At 63.4% G+C, this 15,204-nt stretch carries 12 protein-coding genes; 9 read left to right on the forward strand and 3 right to left on the reverse strand.

What is annotated here, in order from left to right; genetic code table 11:
* Nucleotides 1-567: 567 nt before the first annotated feature.
* The 6 genes from fadB (at nt 568) to CAG34_RS09320 (ending at nt 7,948) form a co-directional block, all read left to right on the forward strand.
* A complete protein-coding gene (gene fadB, locus CAG34_RS09295) occupies nt 568-2,715 on the forward strand; it encodes a fatty acid oxidation complex subunit alpha FadB (RefSeq protein ID WP_025338323.1) in 2,148 nt (715 codons plus the stop codon).
* A 31-nt stretch (nt 2,716-2,746) separates the two neighbouring features.
* Nucleotides 2,747-3,922 (forward strand): acetyl-CoA C-acyltransferase FadA, encoded by a 1,176-nt coding sequence (gene fadA / locus CAG34_RS09300; RefSeq protein WP_085589433.1) that lies wholly within the window; start codon nt 2,747-2,749, stop codon nt 3,920-3,922.
* Nucleotides 3,923-3,999: 77 nt separating this feature from the next.
* Entirely contained in the window at nt 4,000-4,251 is a 252-nt protein-coding gene (locus CAG34_RS09305; protein ID WP_023661154.1) for a DUF1653 domain-containing protein, read from the forward strand.
* 100 nt (nt 4,252-4,351) lie between these two features.
* Nucleotides 4,352-6,961 carry a type I DNA topoisomerase gene (gene topA / locus CAG34_RS09310; protein WP_025338324.1) on the forward strand — a complete coding sequence of 870 codons (2,610 nt, stop codon included), beginning with the start codon at nt 4,352-4,354 and terminating at the stop codon, nt 6,959-6,961.
* A 187-nt stretch (nt 6,962-7,148) separates the two neighbouring features.
* The gene (locus tag CAG34_RS09315; RefSeq protein WP_085589435.1) at nt 7,149-7,664 is read left to right on the forward strand and encodes a DUF6586 family protein; all 516 of its coding nucleotides are present in this window, start codon (nt 7,149-7,151) and stop codon (nt 7,662-7,664) included.
* Between the two features lie 50 nt (nt 7,665-7,714).
* Entirely contained in the window at nt 7,715-7,948 is a 234-nt protein-coding gene (locus CAG34_RS09320; RefSeq protein WP_085589438.1) for a hypothetical protein, read from the forward strand.
* Nucleotides 7,949-7,997: 49 nt separating this feature from the next.
* Here the strand turns inward: CAG34_RS09320 and sulA are convergent, their stop codons facing one another.
* Both sulA and lexA read right to left on the reverse strand, forming a co-directional pair.
* On the reverse strand, nt 7,998-8,474 hold the full coding sequence (sulA, locus tag CAG34_RS09325; RefSeq protein ID WP_085589440.1) for an SOS-induced cell division inhibitor SulA: 477 nt from the start codon (nt 8,472-8,474) through the stop codon (nt 7,998-8,000).
* Nucleotides 8,475-8,487: 13 nt separating this feature from the next.
* On the reverse strand, nt 8,488-9,096 hold the full coding sequence (gene lexA / locus CAG34_RS09330; protein WP_004376420.1) for a transcriptional repressor LexA: 609 nt from the start codon (nt 9,094-9,096) through the stop codon (nt 8,488-8,490).
* Between the two features lie 215 nt (nt 9,097-9,311).
* On the opposite strand from lexA, the gene CAG34_RS09335 reads away from it, so the two are divergent.
* The 3 genes from CAG34_RS09335 to nagZ are packed head-to-tail and all read left to right on the forward strand — an operon-like array spanning nt 9,312 to nt 11,611.
* Nucleotides 9,312-10,025 (forward strand): TetR/AcrR family transcriptional regulator, encoded by a 714-nt coding sequence (locus CAG34_RS09335; protein WP_025338327.1) that lies wholly within the window; start codon nt 9,312-9,314, stop codon nt 10,023-10,025.
* A gap of 40 nt (nt 10,026-10,065) precedes the next feature.
* Nucleotides 10,066-10,590, forward strand: coding sequence for a L,D-transpeptidase (locus CAG34_RS09340; RefSeq protein WP_025338328.1), 525 nt, complete (start codon nt 10,066-10,068; stop codon nt 10,588-10,590).
* A gap of 22 nt (nt 10,591-10,612) precedes the next feature.
* Nucleotides 10,613-11,611 (forward strand): beta-N-acetylhexosaminidase, encoded by a 999-nt coding sequence (gene nagZ / locus CAG34_RS09345; protein WP_176240913.1) that lies wholly within the window; start codon nt 10,613-10,615, stop codon nt 11,609-11,611.
* 266 nt (nt 11,612-11,877) lie between these two features.
* On the opposite strand, the gene CAG34_RS09350 is transcribed toward nagZ, so the two are convergent.
* Nucleotides 11,878-15,204, reverse strand: coding sequence for a DEAD/DEAH box helicase (locus CAG34_RS09350; protein WP_085589444.1), 3,327 nt, complete (start codon nt 15,202-15,204; stop codon nt 11,878-11,880).

The following is a 15,204-nucleotide window of genomic DNA, read 5'->3' on the forward strand; positions in this document are numbered from 1 at the left end:
ACCGGCGCAGCCGGTGCCAGCCACCGCGTTGAATTCTTCGCGGGCACGCCCGCTCCCACAGGGAATGCGGAGGTTTCAATAGCTATGAACGACAAAGCGGCGGCTTGGCCGATCCCCTGAAGGGGTGGGGTGCCAAGTCGCCGCTTTGCGTTCTGCTGCGCAGAAAAGGCCAGGCAGGCCGGGTATGCATTCAAGCAAGTGCCAGTGTAGCCGTTCGAGGTCACCGCGCAAGGCAAAAGCTGCAGCATTCTCCTGCGGCTCATGGTCAATCGCCGACATGAATGGTCAGCAATCACTGTCATCATGTTTTGTACCAAGACGCTACAAAATGACTGGAAAGTCGTGTTTTCACCTTGCTCGCGAGCATTTGACAACGCCGATCTTTTCGGAGAATGTGTGCACACCCAAATCAAACGGGCGTATGAATTGAGCGTTTGTATGTCATGACGCCAAGCCATACTTCCGACTAGCGCGCTGACGGGTGTGCCTGGGGCAGGGCAGCTAGGCCTGCTTTTGCTGCAGCGATCGGCGTGTACTGTTCAGCTTCCATATCGTGGAGATCAGTTGATGATTTACGAAGGTAAAGCCATCACGGTTAAGGCTCTTGAAAGTGGCATCGTCGAGCTCAAGTTCGACCTCAAGGGTGAGTCCGTCAACAAGTTCAACCGCCTGACCCTGAACGAACTGCGCCAGGCCGTCGATGCCATCCAGGCCGACGCCTCGGTCAAGGGCGTGATCGTCAGCAGTGGCAAGGACGTGTTCATCGTCGGCGCCGACATCACCGAGTTCGTCGACAACTTCAAGCTGCCCGAGGCCGAACTGGTCGCCGGCAACCTGGAAGCCAACCGCATCTTCAACGCCTTCGAAGACCTCGAAGTGCCGACCGTCGCCGCCATCAACGGCATCGCCCTGGGCGGCGGCCTGGAAATGTGCCTGGCCGCCGACTACCGGGTCATGTCCACCAGCGCCAAGATCGGCCTGCCGGAAGTCAAGCTGGGTATCTACCCGGGCTTCGGCGGCACCGTGCGCCTGCCGCGCCTGATCGGTTCGGACAACGCCATCGAGTGGATCGCCGCCGGCAAGGAAAACCGTGCCGAAGACGCCCTGAAAGTGGGTGCCGTCGACGCCGTGGTCGCGCCTGAACTGCTGATGGCCGGTGCCCTTGATCTGGTCAAGCGCGCCATCAGTGGCGAGCTGGACTACAAGGCCAAGCGCCAGCCCAAGCTGGAAAAGCTCAAGCTCAACGCCATCGAACAGATGATGGCCTTCGAGACTGCCAAGGGCTTCGTCGCCGGCCAGGCCGGCCCGAACTACCCAGCCCCGGTCGAAGCCATCAAGACCATCCAGAAGGCTGCCAACTTCGGCCGTGACAAGGCCCTGGAAGTCGAAGCCGCAGGCTTCGCCAAGCTGGCCAAGACCTCGGTTGCCGAGAGCCTGATCGGCCTGTTCCTCAACGACCAGGAACTCAAGCGCAAGGCCAAGGCGCATGACGAAATCGCCCACGACGTGAAGCAGGCCGCCGTGCTCGGCGCTGGCATCATGGGTGGCGGCATCGCCTACCAGTCGGCGGTCAAGGGCACCCCGATCCTGATGAAGGATATCCGCGAGGAAGCCATCCAGCTGGGCCTGAACGAGGCCTCCAAGCTGCTCGGCAACCGCGTCGAGAAGGGCCGCCTGACCCCGGCCAAGATGGCCGAGGCACTCAACGCCATTCGCCCGACCCTGTCCTATGGCGATTTCGCCAATGTCGACATCGTCGTCGAGGCCGTGGTCGAGAACCCGAAAGTCAAGCAGGCCGTGCTGGCTGAAGTGGAAACCCAGGTGAAGGACGATGCGATCCTCGCTTCCAACACCTCGACCATTTCCATCAACCTGCTGGCCAAGGCGCTCAAGCGCCCGGAAAACTTCGTCGGCATGCACTTCTTCAACCCGGTGCACATGATGCCGCTGGTGGAAGTCATCCGTGGCGAGAAGTCCAGTGAAGTGGCGGTCGCCACCACCGTGGCCTACGCCAAGAAAATGGGCAAGAACCCGATCGTGGTCAACGACTGCCCGGGCTTCCTGGTCAACCGCGTGCTGTTCCCGTACTTCGGCGGCTTCGCCAAGCTGGTAAGCGCCGGTGTCGACTTCGTGCGAATCGACAAGGTCATGGAAAAGTTCGGCTGGCCGATGGGCCCGGCGTACCTGATGGACGTGGTCGGCATCGACACCGGCCACCACGGCCGCGACGTGATGGCCGAAGGCTTCCCGGACCGCATGAAGGACGAGCGCCGCTCGGCCGTTGACGCACTGTACGAGGCCAACCGCCTGGGCCAGAAGAACGGCAAGGGCTTCTACGCCTACGAAACCGACAAGCGTGGCAAGCCGAAGAAGGTCGCCGACGCCAGCGTGCTCGACGTGCTCAAGCCGATCGTCTTCGAGCAGCGTGAAGTCACCGACGAAGACATCATCAACTGGATGATGATCCCGCTGTGCCTGGAGACCGTGCGCTGCCTGGAAGACGGCATCGTCGAAACCGCCGCTGAAGCCGACATGGGCCTGGTCTACGGCATTGGTTTCCCTCCCTTCCGCGGTGGTGCGCTGCGCTACATCGACTCGATCGGTGTGGCCGAATTCGTTGCCCTGGCCGATCAGTACGCCGACCTGGGGCCGCTGTACCACCCGACCGCCAAGCTGCGTGAAATGGCCAAGAACGGCCAGCGCTTCTTCAACTGAGCGGTCAACGAGCTAGAGCGAGAGATTTGATATGAGCCTGAATCCAAGAGACGTGGTGATTGTCGACTTCGGTCGCACGCCGATGGGCCGCTCCAAGGGTGGCATGCACCGCAATACCCGCGCCGAAGACATGTCGGCGCACCTGATCAGCAAGCTGCTGGAACGCAACGACAAGGTCGACCCGAAAGAAGTCGAGGACGTGATCTGGGGCTGCGTCAACCAGACCCTCGAGCAGGGCTGGAACATCGCCCGCATGGCCTCGCTGATGACCCCGATCCCGCACACCTCCGCGGCGCAGACCGTCAGCCGCCTGTGCGGCTCGTCGATGAGCGCGCTGCACACCGCCGCCCAGGCGATCATGACCGGCAACGGTGATGTATTCGTGGTCGGTGGCGTGGAGCACATGGGCCACGTCAGCATGATGCATGGCGTCGACCCCAACCCGCACCTGTCCTTGCATGCCGCCAAGGCTTCCGGGATGATGGGCCTGACCGCGGAAATGCTCGGCAAGATGCACGGCATCACCCGTGAGCAGCAGGACCTGTTCGGCCTGCGTTCGCACCAGCTGGCGCACAAGGCCACGGTCGAAGGCAAGTTCAAGGACGAAATCATCCCGATGCAGGGCTATGACGAGAACGGCTTCCTGAAGGTGTTCGATTTCGACGAAACCATTCGCCCGGAAACCACCCTCGAAGGCCTGGCGTCGCTGAAGCCGGCGTTCAACCCGAAAGGCGGTACCGTCACTGCCGGTACCTCGTCGCAGATCACCGACGGTGCGTCGTGCATGATCGTCATGTCCGGCCAGCGCGCCATGGACCTGGGTATCCAGCCATTGGCGGTCATCCGCTCCATGGCGGTGGCTGGCGTCGACCCGGCGATCATGGGCTATGGCCCGGTGCCGTCGACCCAGAAAGCCCTCAAGCGTGCTGGCCTGACCATGGCCGACATCGACTTCATCGAGCTCAACGAAGCCTTCGCTGCACAGGCCCTGCCAGTGCTGAAAGACTTGAAAGTACTCGACAAGATGGATGAGAAGGTTAACCTGCACGGCGGCGCCATTGCCTTGGGCCACCCGTTCGGTTGCTCCGGGGCGCGGATTTCCGGCACCCTGCTCAATGTCATGAAGCAGAATGGCGGTACCCTGGGGGTGGCGACCATGTGTGTCGGCCTCGGCCAAGGTATCACCACTGTCTTCGAACGCGTCTGATCGCGTAGCGGGACAGCGACCGGGGCCTTGTGCCCCGGTTTTGTTTTTTACAGGTTTTATTCAAGAGGGTGGGCAACATGCAGATACAACCAGGCGTATACCGGCATTACAAAGGGCCTGAGTACCGTGTCTTCAGTGTTGCGCGGCACTCCGAGAGCGAAGAGTGGATGGTGTTCTACCAATGCCTGTATGGTGATTACAGCTTCTGGGTACGGCCACTTTCGATGTTCCAGGAGTCCGTCGAGGTTGACGGCGAGCAGGTGCCACGTTTTGCTTTGGTCAAGGCCGAAGAGGGGCTGCCTGGGTTGCTGGGCAAGTCGCACGAGTGATAGTCCGAACTTGACCTCACACTTTTGCCACTATATATAGCGGTGCCGCGTCTGGCACCTGACGCGTTTTTCATCTTCAGATTCAGGAATACTCCGATCCATGGGCAAATCGCTGGTCATTGTGGAATCCCCGGCCAAGGCCAAGACCATCAACAAGTACCTGGGCAACCAGTACGTGGTGAAGTCGAGTATCGGCCATATCCGAGACCTCCCCACCAGCGGTTCGGCCAGCGCCAGCAAAGAGCCAGCCGCCAAGCGTGGCAAGGCCGCGGGTGAGGCTCCGGCCCTGTCGCCGAAGGAAAAGGCCCGCCGCCAGCTGGTGGCACGCATGGGCGTGGACCCCGACCACGGCTGGAAGGCCAAGTACGAGATCCTGCCTGGCAAGGAAAAGGTGATCGAAGAGCTGCGCCGCCTGGCGAAGGACGCCGACACCATCTATCTCGCAACCGACTTGGACCGCGAAGGGGAAGCCATTGCCTGGCACCTGCGCGAGGCCATCGGCGGCGACGACACCCGCTACAAGCGCGTGGTGTTCAACGAAATCACCAAGAAGGCCATCCAGGAAGCCTTCTCGCAGCCGGGCGAGCTGGATATCGACCGGGTCAACGCGCAGCAGGCGCGGCGTTTCCTCGACCGCGTGGTCGGCTACATGGTTTCGCCGCTGCTGTGGGCCAAGATCGCCCGTGGCCTGTCCGCCGGTCGTGTACAGTCGGTGGCGGTGAAGCTGGTGGTGGAGCGCGAGCGCGAAATCCGCGCGTTCATCCCGGAAGAGTACTGGGAAATCCACGCCGACCTCGGCACCGCCAAGAACGCCAAGGTGCGTTTCGAAGTGGCACGCGAGAAGGGTGAGGCCTTCAAGCCGCTGAACGAAGCCCAGGCCATGGCCGCGCTGGAGAAGCTCAAGGCTTCCAGCTACAGCGTGGTCAAGCGCGAAGACCGCCCGACCAGCAGCAAGCCGTCGGCACCGTTCATTACTTCCACCTTGCAGCAGGCCGCCAGCAACCGCCTGGGCTTCGGTGTGAAGAAAACCATGATGATGGCCCAGCGCTTGTACGAAGCCGGCTACATCACCTACATGCGTACCGACTCCACCAACCTGTCGGCCGACGCCCTGGACATGGCGCGCAGCTACATCGAGCGCGAGTTCGGCAAGCAGTACCTGCCCGAGGCACCGCTGGTGTACGGCAGCAAGGAAGGCGCCCAGGAGGCGCACGAAGCGATTCGTCCTTCCGACGTGAATACCCACCCGAGCAAGCTCACTGGCATGGAGCGCGACGCCGAGCGCCTGTACGAGCTGATCTGGCGCCAGTTCCTGGCCTGCCAGATGCCGCCAGCGCAGTACCTGTCCACCAGCGTCACCGTGGCTGCGGGCGACTTCGAGCTGCGTGCCAAGGGCCGTATCCTCAAGTTTGACGGTTACACCCGTGTGCTGCCGCAGCAGAGCAAGCCTGGCGAAGACGACGTGTTGCCGGAAATGGTCCAGGGCGAAGCGCTGAAGCTGATCCAGATCGACCCGAGCCAGCACTTCACCAAGCCACCGGCGCGCTTCACCGAAGCCAGCCTGGTCAAGGAAATGGAAAAGCGCGGCATCGGCCGCCCGTCGACCTATGCGGCGATCATCTCGACCATTCAGGACCGTGGCTATGTGACCCTGCACAACCGCCGCTTCTATTCCGAGAAGATGGGCGACATCGTCACCGAGCGCCTGTCCGAGAGCTTCTCCAACCTGATGGACTACGGCTTTACCGCCGACATGGAAGAGAACCTCGATGACGTGGCCCAGGGCGAGCGTGACTGGAAGAACGTGCTCGACGAGTTCTACGGCGACTTCAGCAAGAAACTGCAGACCGCCGAGTCCAGCGAAGACGGCATGCGCGCCAACCAACCGACCATGACCAACATTCCGTGCAAGGAATGTGGCCGGCCGATGATGATCCGCACTGCCTCCACCGGCGTGTTCCTCGGTTGCTCGGGCTACAGCCTGCCGCCGAAAGAGCGTTGCAAGGCCACCGTCAACCTGGTGCCGGGCGACGAGATTGCCGCCGACGACGAGGGCGAATCGGAATCCCGCGTGTTGCTGGGCAAGCACCGTTGCCCGATCTGCGCCACGGCGATGGATGCCTACCTGCTGGACGAGAAGCACAAGCTGCACATCTGCGGTAACAACCCGGATTGCGCTGGCTACGAGATCGAGGAAGGCAACTACCGCATCAAGGGTTACGAAGGGCCGAGCCTGGAGTGCGACAAGTGCGGCAGCGAGATGCAGTTGAAGACTGGCCGCTTCGGCAAGTTCTTCGGTTGCACCAACCCGGCGTGCAAGAACACCCGCAAGCTGCTCAAGAGCGGCGAGGCGGCGCCACCGAAGATGGACAAGGTGGACATGCCAGAACTCAAGTGCGAGAAGGTCGACGATACCTACGTGCTGCGTGATGGCGCTTCGGGGCTGTTCCTGGCCGCCAGCCAGTTCCCCAAGAACCGCGAAACCCGCGCACCGCTGGTGCTGGAGATCGTGCCGCACAAGCATGAGATCGATCCGAAGTACCACTTCCTGTGCGATGCGCCGCAGAAAGACCCGGAAGGCCGCCCGGCGGTGATCCGCTACAGCCGCAAGACCAAGGAGCAGTACGTGCAGTCCGAGGTTGATGGCAAGCCGACCGGCTGGAAGGCGTTCTACGACGGCAATGCGTGGAAGGTTGAAGACAAGCGCTGATCTGTCAGTGCTGTAATTGGGGCCGCTTCGAGCCCCTTCGCGGGCTTGCCCGCTCCTACAGGTACAGCGCAGGCCTTGGGCTTGATGGAGTTCCTGTGGGAGTGGGCAAGCCCGCGAAGGGGCGCAAAGCGGCCCCAATCATTTATGATGCAGCTATCCGCCTTGCAGCCTTAGGGAGGGCACTGAAATGGCCCAGGAACTCTACACCCGCACCAATCAGAAACTGTTCTTTGCCGGCCTGGCCCTGGAGTCCATGGCCAAGGCCGAACAAAGCCAGGCCATGAATGCCCAGGGCCTGGTCCAGGCCGAGCGCGAGTCGGCGCTGTTCCATCTCTACGGCGCACTGCTGGGCCTGTGTCATGAAATTGGTGGCTTCTACCGCCTGCCAGTTGTTGCAACGGTCGAGCAGGCACTGGCCGACGATGCCCTGAACGGCATCGCAATCCCGGAAGTGGCCGAACTGCTGGAGCTGGCCCGCCAGCGCGAAACCTGGCTGGCGCATATGCTCAGTGCTTATGCCGATTTGTTCCGACCACCGGTCGCGAAAAAAGCGCCAAAAACCGACGTTACCCAGCCATTGATCCAGGCGGTCAATCTCGATGAGCCCGAGCATCCGGCGCTGTCGCGTGCCGAACTGGAAAGCTGGCGCAGCAACCTCAAGGGCCTGGTGAGACGTTTCCGCGACGCGTTGAGTGAGTGCTGATAGCTGCTACGGCTGGTACAATACTGGCCTTTCGCGGAGAACTGCCATTTATGTCTACGTCGTTTCTGGAAATTGTCGAGTTGCCTGATGGCCGCATCGAACTGCGTCGCGCCGAGGATGAGGGCTCTCTGGTAACCCTGGATTTCTCGGAAGACGCCAAGGCGTTCCTGCAGGGTCAGCATGTGGAAGTGGCCAAGGCCATGCTCAGCGTGGGCGTGCAGATGGCCGGTCGCCTGATGGATGGCGAGCTTGAACGTGATGAAGGGACGCGTGTGCTGCACTGAGGTGCAGCAGGGCATCAGGTTTCATGCAATGACAGGCAAAGCCTGAACATCAGCCGAGGCGGATGTTCAGGCTTTGTGCGTTTCCGGCACCGGCAGCGCGCAGCAATTGCTGGCGTGCAGTGGCGTTGACGTTGCCCAGCCAGCTGACCACGGTGTGGCTGCGGCCCAGGCGCAAGGCTTCGCAGGCCAGTTGAAGCGGGCTCTGATTGCCGCGAGGTTGCAGCAGCAGGATGCGTTCACGGTTGAGCCCGGCATCGCGCAGCCAGGCCTGGGTCAGGCTTGACGGCGGGGCGATCAGGGTCAGCCAGCGGGTCTCGTCCTCTTCGCTCAGTTCGCGCAGCACGGGTGCCAGCAGGCTTTGGCAGTGCCCGGGGGCTCCGCGCAGCGACAGTTCGCTGAACAGCTCGGGCTGGCTGCTCTTGCGCGCCACTTCGCTGGTTTTCAGGCCAGGCAGTACGGGCTGGGCGAGGAATGCTTCGAACAATGGCAACTGGACTTGCTCGGGTGCGTGAATGAACTGCTGCATGACGCCTCCTGGATCAGCGGCGAATGACGCCGACGCTCAAGCCCTCGATCACCAGCTCCTGTTCTTTCAGGTCGACTTCGATGGGGGCGAATTCGGGGTTTTCGGCAAGCAGCCAGACCTTGCTGCCCTCGCGCTTGAAGCGCTTGACGGTGACTTCGTCGCCGATGCGGGCCACGACGATCTGGCCGTTGCGGGCTTCGCGGCAGGTGTGTACCGCCAGCAGGTCGCCATCGAAGATGCCGACATCCTTCATGCTCATGCCGTGTACGCGCAGCAAATAGTCGGCCTGGGGGTGGAAGAAGTCGGGGTTGATGTTGCAGGATTGCTCGATGTGCTGTTCGGCAAGGATCGGCGCACCGGCGGCAACCCGGCCGATGATTGGCAGGCCGCTTTCTTCGGCCTTGGCTTCCAGACCAGGGATGCGAATACCACGGGAGGCGCCCGGGGTCATCTCGATCGCGCCTTTGCGGGCAAGGGCCTTGAGGTGCTCCTCGGCGGCGTTGGGCGACTTGAAGCCCAGCTCCTGAGCGATCTCGGCGCGCGTCGGCGGGAAGCCGTTGTCTTCCAGGCAACGCTTGATGAACGCGAGAATTTCGGCTTGGCGTGGCGTCAGTTTCAACATGGTGAGCGCTCTGTCTTTTTGTACAGTGACTGGGATTATATACAGTACTGGATGCGCTGCAAGCCAAAACCTGCAATAAACAGCAGCAATGGCGCTTGCAGCCGCCCGTCTGGCGCTTTTAAATGGCGACCGGCCGGTCACCGAGCCTTGACAGAAGCAGGGCTGAAACGTATGTTTCAAACACCTGTTTGTCTGGCGGAGTAGTCGGAGTAGTCATGGCCCAATCGGAAACCGTTGAACGCATTCTCGATGCTGCCGAGCAGCTGTTCGCGGAAAGGGGGTTCGCAGAAACCTCGTTGCGGCTGATTACCAGCAAGGCCGGGGTCAACCTGGCGGCGGTCAACTATCACTTCGGCTCCAAGAAGGCCCTGATCCAGGCAGTGTTCTCGCGCTTCCTCGGGCCGTTCTGCGCCAGCCTCGAACGTGAGCTGGAGCGGCGCCAGGCCAAGCCGGAGCACAAGCCGAGCCTCGAAGAGCTGCTGGAAATGCTGGTCGAGCAGGCTTTGGCCGTGCAGCCGCGCAGCAACAACGACCTGTCGATCTTCATGCGCCTGCTGGGCCTGGCCTTCAGCCAGAGCCAGGGCCACCTGCGGCGTTACCTGGAAGACATGTACGGCAAGGTGTTCCGCCGCTACATGCTGCTGGTCAACGAGGCCGCACCGCGCATCCCGCCGCTGGAGCTGTTCTGGCGCGTGCACTTCATGCTTGGCGCCGCCGCCTTCAGTATGTCTGGCATCAAGGCCCTGCGGGCGATTGCCGAGACCGATTTCGGCATCAACACCTCGATCGAGCAGGTAATGCGCCTGATGGTGCCGTTCCTGGCTGCGGGCATGCGTGCCGATAGCGGTGTTACCGACGACGCCATGGCCACCGCGCAGCTGCGCCCGCGCACCAAGACCAGCGCAGGCGCCTCCACCGCCAAGGCCTGAAGGCTGGGCGGGGCAGGGCGCTTCGGCTAAGCTAGCGCCCATGCCCGACCTCGACTTCCTGCACATTTCCCTCGCTGACCAGTGCCTTTATGGCTTTGCCGATGGCCAGCTGCGCCTGCGCGTGCCGGTTTCCACGGCGCGCAACGGCGCCGGCGAGCGCAACGGCTCGGGTTGCACGCCGTGTGGCCTGCACCAGGTGCGAGCGAAGATTGGTGCGGGCTTGCCGCTGAATGCGGTATTGGCCGGGCGGCGCTGGACCGGCGAGGTGTGGTCGCCGGCCTTGCATGCGCAATGCCCCGGCCGGGACTGGATCCTTACCCGCATTCTCTGGCTCAGTGGCTGCGAGCCGGGTGTCAACCGCCTGGGTGCGGTCGACACCTTCCGCCGTTATATCTACTTGCACGGCACCCCGGATACGGAACCCATGGGCGTAGCGCTGTCCCATGGTTGCATACGCCTGCGCAACACCGATTTGCTAAGCCTGTTCGAGCAGGTGCCGGCCCATTGCCCGGTACGCATCGAGCAGGCCGCCTGCCCCCAGTGGGCTTCTCTCAGTCTTCAATGAAGGATTACCCATGACTGTCAGCCTGCAAGGCTCCCTGATGGTGGATATCGCCGGTAAATGGCTGACCGCCGAAGACCGTCACCTGCTGCGCCAGCCTGAAGTGGCCGGCCTGATCATCTTTGCCCGCAACATCGACAGCCCGCGCCAGGTGCGTGAACTGTGCGCGTCGATCCGCGCCATCCGCCCCGACCTGATCCTGGCGGTGGACCAGGAGGGCGGCAGGGTGCAGCGCCTGCGCCAGGGCTTTGTGCGCCTGCCGGCCATGCGGGCGATAGCGGACAATGACAACGCCGAGTACCTGGCCGAGCAGTGCGGTTGGTTGATGGCGACCGAGGTGCTGGCGGTTGGCCTGGACCTCAGCTTTGCCCCGGTACTCGACCTGGACCACCAGCGCAGCGCCGTGGTGGGCAGCCGCGCCTTCGAGGGTGACCCGCTGCGTGCCACGCAACTGGCCGGGGCGTTCATCCGTGGCATGAATGCGGCGGGCATGGCGGCCTGTGGCAAGCACTTCCCGGGGCATGGCTGGGCCGAAGCGGACTCGCATGTGGCCATTCCCACCGATGAGCGCAGCCTCGAACAGCTGCGCCAGGCCGACCTGGTGCCGTTCACCCGCCTGAGCGGGCAATTGGCGGCAGTGATGCCGGCGCATGTCATCTATCCGCAGGTCGACAACCAGCCGGCTGGCTTCTCGCGGCGCTGGTTGCAGGACATCCTGCGTGGCGAGCTGGGCTTTGACGGGGTGATCTTCAGTGATGACCTGTCGATGGCGGGTGCGCATGTGGTCGGGGACGCGGCCAGTCGGATCGAGGCGGCGTTGAGTGCTGGCTGCGACATGGGCCTGGTGTGCAATGACCGGGCGGCGGCGGAGCTGGCGTTGAGTGCGGCGCAGCGGATGAAGGTCAAGCCCTCGCCACGGATTGCGCGGATGCGTGGGCAAGGGTTTGCGCGGACGGATTATCGCCAGCAGCCGCGGTGGCTGGAGGCGTTGGGGGCGTTGCGGGAGGCGCAGCTGGTCGATTGACCGCGTCGGCCCCTTCGCGGGCATGCCCGCTCCCACAGGTGCTGTGCTGGTTTCGAAATTAGTGTTGTACCTGTGCCGGCCTCTTCGCGGGTGAACCCGCTCCCACAGGTGCGGCGCCGGTTTCGAAATTGGTGTTGTAGCTGTGCCGGCCTCTTCGCGGGTGAACCCGCTCCCACAGGTACAGCACCGCCCTTGAGGGCACTGATATCCCTGTGGGAGCGGGCGTGCCCGCGAAGAGGCCGGTACAGGCAGTGGGGGATTCTGGGCTACCGCCCGCGCTTCCCGGGCAGCGGCGCAAACAGCGCTTCGATCTCTTCATCCCCCAGCCGCCATTGCCCGCCCTGCCCGCCATCCAGCAGGCTCGCCGCCAGCGCCGCCTTCTCCTGCTGCAACAGCTGGATCTTTTCTTCCACTGTCCCCCGGGTGATCAGCTTGAACACGAACACCGGCTTGTCCTGGCCGATGCGGTAGGCGCGGTCGGTGGCCTGGTTTTCGCTGGCCGGGTTCCACCAGGGGTCGAAGTGGATCACCGTGTCCGCGGCCGTCAGGTTCAAGCCCACGCCACCCGCCTTGAGGCTGATCAGGAACACTTCGCTATCACCCTGCTGGAACTGCTGCACCGGCGTGCGTCGGTCGCGGGTGTCGCCGGTCAGCAGGCTGTAGCGGATCTTGCGCTTCTCCAGCTCCTGCTCGATCAACGCCAGCATCGAGGTGAACTGTGAGAACAGCAGCACCCGGCGCCCTTCGCTCAGCAGCTCTTCGAGCATTTCCAGCAGCGCGCCCAGTTTGCCCTTGTCGGCCTGGTTGCCTTTGCTTTCCACCCCTTTGACCAGGCGCAGGTCGCAGCATACCTGGCGTAGCTTGAGCAGGGCGTCGAGGATGATGATCTGGCTGCGCGCGGCGCCATTGCGGGCGATCTCATCGCGGACTTTCTTGTCCATGGCCACCCGCACGGCTTCGTAGGTGTCGCGCTGGGCATCGCTAAGCTCGACCCAGTGCACCATCTCGGTCTTGGCCGGCAGCTCGGTGGCCACCTGCTCCTTGGTGCGGCGCAGCAGGAACGGGCGGATGCGGCTGGCCAGGTGGGCCATGCGCTCGCTGTCGCCGTGGCGCTCGATCGGTGTGCGGTAGTCCTGGTTGAAGCGCTTCAGGTCACCCAGCCAGCCAGGCATGAGGAAGTGGAAAATCGACCACAGCTCGCCCAGGTTGTTTTCCATTGGCGTGCCGGTCAGGCAGACGCGCTGATTGGCCCGCAGCTCGCAAACCGCGAGGGCGGCCTTGCTGGTGCTGCTCTTGATGTTCTGCGCCTCGTCCAGCACCAGCACATGCCAGGCCTGGGCGCGCAGGTGCTCGAGGTCGCGCGGCACCAGGGCATAGGTGGTCAGGACCAGGTCGTATTCGTGCAGTTTGGCGAAATGCTTGCTGCGCCCCGGGCCTTGCAGGGCCAGCACGCGCAGCCCGGGTGCGAAGCGCTGGGCTTCGTCCAGCCAGTTGGGCACCAGGCTGGTCGGCATCACCGCCAGCGCCGGTGCGCTCAGGCGCCCGGACTGTTTTTCCAGTAGCAGGTGTGCCAGGGCCTGCAGGGTCTTGCCCAGCCCCATGTCGTCGCCGAGGATGCCGCCGGTACCCATCTCGCGCAGCGCCTGCAGCCAGTTCAGGCCTTGTTGCTGGTAAGGGCGCAGGCTGGCCTGCAGCCCGGTCGGCGGTTCTACCTGCAAGTCACGGGCATCGCGCAGGCGACGGCCCAGGTCGCGCACATGCTCGCCACCCTCCCAATGCAGGGGCAGGCCGTCGATGTCGTTCAGGCGTGAGGCATCGGCACGGTCCAGGCGCAGGGACGGGCCTGCGGCGTCTTCGTGCAGGTACAGTTCGCCCAGGGTGCCCATCACTGCCTTGATGCGGCCATAGGGCAAGGCAACGCGCAGGGCCGGGGCATCGAGGCGGCCACGGTTGAGGTCGATCAGCAGGTGCTCGTCGTCACTGCGCCGGGCCAGTTCGCTGGGGCGCAGCAGTTCCGGGTTGCTGCGCAGCAGTTGCAGCACGATCGGCAGCAGGCTGTGGCGCTGGCCATCGACCACGATGCCCAGCTCCAGGTCGAACCATTCATGGCCGGGCGCTTCGTCGATGGTGGCGTACCAGTCGTCCACCTCCTGCAGGTTGAAGGCGAAGTCGCGATGGATGTCGATTTCCCAGCCGGCCTCGCGCAGGCGCGGCAGGCCTTCGCGGGCAAAGCGCAGCCAGGCTTCGTCGTCGGGCAATTGGTACATTTCGCCGGCGCTGTCGGGTAGCGCCTTGCTCTGTCGGGTGGCCGCCTTGAAGCCGAGGTCGCGCAGGGCCTTGCGCAGCGCCTGCTCGGCCTGGGGCTGGCGACGGATGCGCTGGCTGGTGTCGTCGACCAGGCGGGTCAGCGGCTTGTCGTCGCTGCCGGTGGCGCGCAGGCCGTCGTAGTCGAATGCCAGCGCTGCACGGTGTTGCATCTGCCGTTGCATGCGACCGGTCTTGGGCATGTAGGCGCTGAATTCGAGACTGCCCAGGGTCAGTCTGCCTCTTGGTGCGAGGTCGTCGATTTGCTTGGTGCTCACGGCTGTGGGGGTGGGAACCTGGCGGTTCAAGGCGTTCAATCGATGACTCAAGGGGACGACCAGGTGCTCGGGAACAATAGGCGCGCGCGCGAGCTGGCTGGCAATGAAAGGGTCGAGGTCATGGCGCAGCTTGCCGGTCTGGTGCGAATGCCTGTCGACATAGTGCATGGGCTCGATGGGCAGCACCTGTAGCTGCTGGTGACCATCGTGGTACCAGGCGCCTCGGTAGCTGCCATTGTCCAGCCTGACCCAGCGGAACTCGGCATGCAGCTCCGGCCCGGGGGACAGTGGCGCAGCATCGTCTTCGAACAGAAGGCGACCAGTGGCCAGGGCGTAGCCGTAAAGCTCCGCGCCCTGTTTGCCTTCCAGTTGCACCATGGGTGTCATCGTCTTGCTGCGGGCATCGATCAGGCGCAACAGCCGCGCATCGTCCTCGGTGACGTAACGGGGTGTGTAGTAGATCATCTCGGGCATCGAGGTGATGCGACCGATCTTCAGGCTGCCGTCTGTTTGCCGGGTGCCTTTGATCGGTTCGAGCCGACAGTGCTCATGATCCATGTGGATACGGTAATAGATTGCCGGGCCTTTGCGCGCGGGCTCGTGGGGGGCTGCGGGTTGCGACGGTGACTCGAGTGCCTGGACCCACAAGTTGAGGTCCGGTGGCAGCGACAGCGCGGCTTGCTCCGGCGGGGCCGCGGCGTCAAGGCCATCGTTACCGTCCTGCAGTTGCAGCAGCGCCGCGACGCAGTGCTTGCAGTTGAGCGCGACCGGGCAGGTGCAGCGTCCGAACACGCGCAAGTCACCGTGGTTGACCACCAGCTGGATGTTCTGCTGGTAAGTCTGGCCTGCCGAGCCCTTGCAGGTTGCCTCGACCTTCGGGCCATGCTTCGACAGGATGCGCGTCCGCTCTTGCGCCGCATAATTGCGGCCTCGTGCCAGTGCACCGGCCTCGAAGAAGTCGACCCAGTCCGGATAGGCTCTCAGCAGTTGCTGCGCATCACCGTCGCTCAC

Source organism: Pseudomonas sp. B14(2017), from assembly GCF_002113255.1.
In the GTDB taxonomy this organism is placed as follows: Bacteria; Pseudomonadota; Gammaproteobacteria; order Pseudomonadales; family Pseudomonadaceae; genus Aquipseudomonas; species Aquipseudomonas putida_Z.

Coding starts and splice junctions, on each gene's coding strand:
- CAG34_RS09320 (WP_085589438.1), top strand. CDS start 7,715: ATGTCTACGTCGTTTCTGGAAATTGTCGAGTTGCCTGATGGCCGCATC.
- CAG34_RS09315 (WP_085589435.1), top strand. CDS start 7,149: ATGGCCCAGGAACTCTACACCCGCACCAATCAGAAACTGTTCTTTGCC.
- topA (WP_025338324.1), top strand. CDS start 4,352: ATGGGCAAATCGCTGGTCATTGTGGAATCCCCGGCCAAGGCCAAGACC.
- sulA (WP_085589440.1), bottom strand. CDS start 8,474: ATGCAGCAGTTCATTCACGCACCCGAGCAAGTCCAGTTGCCATTGTTC.
- lexA (WP_004376420.1), bottom strand. CDS start 9,096: ATGTTGAAACTGACGCCACGCCAAGCCGAAATTCTCGCGTTCATCAAG.
- fadA (WP_085589433.1), top strand. CDS start 2,747: ATGAGCCTGAATCCAAGAGACGTGGTGATTGTCGACTTCGGTCGCACG.
- CAG34_RS09340 (WP_025338328.1), top strand. CDS start 10,066: ATGCCCGACCTCGACTTCCTGCACATTTCCCTCGCTGACCAGTGCCTT.
- CAG34_RS09305 (WP_023661154.1), top strand. CDS start 4,000: ATGCAGATACAACCAGGCGTATACCGGCATTACAAAGGGCCTGAGTAC.
- CAG34_RS09335 (WP_025338327.1), top strand. CDS start 9,312: ATGGCCCAATCGGAAACCGTTGAACGCATTCTCGATGCTGCCGAGCAG.
- fadB (WP_025338323.1), top strand. CDS start 568: ATGATTTACGAAGGTAAAGCCATCACGGTTAAGGCTCTTGAAAGTGGC.